This window comes from Nocardioides sp., assembly GCF_035429765.1.
Classification (GTDB): Bacteria; Actinomycetota; Actinomycetes; order Propionibacteriales; family Nocardioidaceae; genus Nocardioides.
On the sequence record NZ_DAOMFK010000313.1, the window covers coordinates 1 to 2,213 of the forward strand.

At 71.9% G+C, this 2,213-nt stretch carries 3 protein-coding genes; 1 reads left to right on the forward strand and 2 read right to left on the reverse strand.

Features of this window, described 5'->3' with window-relative positions; translation table 11 throughout:
- The coding region (locus tag PLP61_RS16640; protein WP_324503887.1) for a LysR family transcriptional regulator at window positions 1–785 on the reverse strand (785 nt) is incomplete at its 3' end.
- A gap of 76 nt (window positions 786–861) precedes the next feature.
- Here PLP61_RS16640 and PLP61_RS16645 point away from each other — a divergent pair.
- Window positions 862–1,167: a hypothetical protein gene (locus PLP61_RS16645; protein ID WP_324503889.1), complete on the forward strand. Its 306-nt coding sequence runs from the start codon at window positions 862–864 to the stop codon at window positions 1,165–1,167.
- Between the two features lie 67 nt (window positions 1,168–1,234).
- Here PLP61_RS16645 and PLP61_RS16650 read toward each other — a convergent pair.
- Window positions 1,235–2,213, reverse strand: a 979-nt coding sequence (locus PLP61_RS16650; RefSeq protein WP_324503891.1) for a 3-hydroxyacyl-CoA dehydrogenase, incomplete at its 5' end; no start/stop codon positions are given.

The window sequence follows — 2,213 nt, forward strand, 5'->3', positions numbered from 1 at the left end:
TCGGTGAGGCGGACCAGCCGGGTGGTCGCGCCGCGCGCGAGCGCCGGGTCGCCGCCCAGCGCGGGGACCAGGCCGACCCCCATGCCGGCCGCGACGAACCCGGCCACGGTGGGCAGGTCGTCACCCTCGAACGCGACCCGTGGGACGAAGGCCGCCGCGGCGCAGAGCTGCTCGGAGAGCCGCCGCAGCTCCCAGGAAGGACGCAGCATCACGAAGTCCTCCTCGGCCGCCTCGGCCAGCCCGACCTGACGGCGGGCGGCGAGCCGGTGCCCGCGCGGTACCAGCAGCCCGAGCGGCTCGGTGAACAGGCGGCGCCAGGTCACCTCGGGGTTGCGGGGGCGTCGCGCCGTCAGCTCCAGCTCCACCTGGCCGCCGGCCACCAGCGAGGAGCCCAGGGCGTCCTGGGACTGCTCGAGGTGGAAGCCCACCCGGGGATGGGCGGCCCGGAAGCCGCCGACGAGCGCCGGGACCAGCCAGGTCCCCAGCGAGAGCTGGAAGGCGACCGTCACCGTGCCCGTCTCGGGGTCCACCAGCTGGCTCACCGCGGCCAGTCCGTCGTCGAGGTCGTGGACCAGCGCGTCGACGTGGCGCTTGAAGACCGCACCGGCGTGCGTGAGCCGCAGCAGCCTGCCGGAACGCTGCAGCAGTGGCGTCCCGACCTCCTCCTCCAGCCGGGCCAGCGCCCGCGAGACGCCGGGCTGGCTCACCCGGAAGACGTGGGCCACCTCGGTGACCGTCTGGCCGTCGGCCACCTGCTGGAACCAGCGCAGCACGTCGGTGTCCATTCCATGACGATAACGCATGGAAATGTTGCAGTCAGGACATTGGACGCATGAATGGCTCTCACGAGACACTGGAGCCATGACGAAGCACGCCCAGAAGGAGAGCCAGAACGACGTGGCCCCATCCCGCGACGACCACGACCACCAGCCCCCCGCTCCGCTCGCCCACGCGCTGACGCGGCTGCGGGCGCTCCGCGCCGAGCGGGCTGCGCGCGCCCGGCTCCACCGCGAGCTGGCCACCTACGACACGCCCGCCGAGATCGCCGACCTGCTCGCCGCCGTGGACCGGGCCGAGGAGCTGCCCGGCGCTGGTGAGGTGCGCCGGATCCTCAACCGCAACCTGCAGGACTACTACCGCAGCACCACCCAGCGCCTGGCCGGCTGACCTGCGGTTCGGCCGACCGTCCGCGCCGGCCCCGGGGCTGCACGCCCGCGGGGCCGGCGGGCGGGGCTCAGTGGAAGCGGCGGCCGGTGGCCTTCTCCGAGATCCCGCTCATGTCGAGCAGCATGGTCAGGCCGCCGTTCCAGAACGAGAACCCGGCGCCGGTGATCATCGCCAGGTCCAGGTCCTGCGGTGCCGAGACCACGCCGTCGTCGAGCATCCGGCGCGCCTCGTCGGCGAGCCCGGCCAGCACCCGCTCCCGCACCTCCTCGGTCGAGAGCACCACCGGCTCGGCGGGCTTCTCCTGCAGCGCCTCGACGTCCGGGTCGATGCTGCCGTCGGCGGTGTAGTACGACCGCTTGCCCGCCTCGACCAGGCGCTTGAGGGCGGGGGAGACGTAGAACCGGTCCGGGAAGGCCCCGGCCAGCGTCTCGTTGTTGTGCAGCGCGACCGCGGGCCCGACCAGCGAGAGCAGCATGAACGGCGGCATCGGCGCCACCCCGGCGAACGCACTGTCGGCCACGGGGACGGGCGTGCCCTCGTCGACGATCCGCGCGACCTCTCCCATGAAGCGGCCGAGCAGCCGGTTCACGATGAAGGACGGGCTGTCCTGCACCAGGATGGTGGTCTTCTTCAGCGCCTTGCCGGTGGCGAACGCGGTCGCCAGGGTGGCCTGGTCGGTCTGCTCGCCCTGCACGATCTCCAGCAGCGGCATCACTGCGACGGGGTTGAAGAAGTGGAAGCCGACGACCCGCTCGGGGTGCTCGAGGTCGGCGGCCATCTCCGTGATCGACAGCGAGGAGGTGTTCGTGGCCAGCACGCACTCCGGCGAGACGACCTTCTCGACGTCGTGGAAGACGGACTTCTTGACCTTCATCTCCTCGAACACGGCCTCGATCACGAAGTCGGCGTCCGAGAACACCTCGGCCTTCTCGACGGACCCGGACACCAGGCTCTTGTAGCGGTTGGCCTTGTCCTGGGTGAGCCGGCCCTTCGCCAGCAGCTTGTCGATCTCGCCGTGGACGTAGTCCACGCCCATGTCGACGCGC

Bases quoted from the DNA above. Each gene is read 5' to 3' on its own strand.
- PLP61_RS16645 (WP_324503889.1), top strand. From the start codon at position 862: ATGACGAAGCACGCCCAGAAGGAGAGCCAGAACGACGTGGCCCCATCC.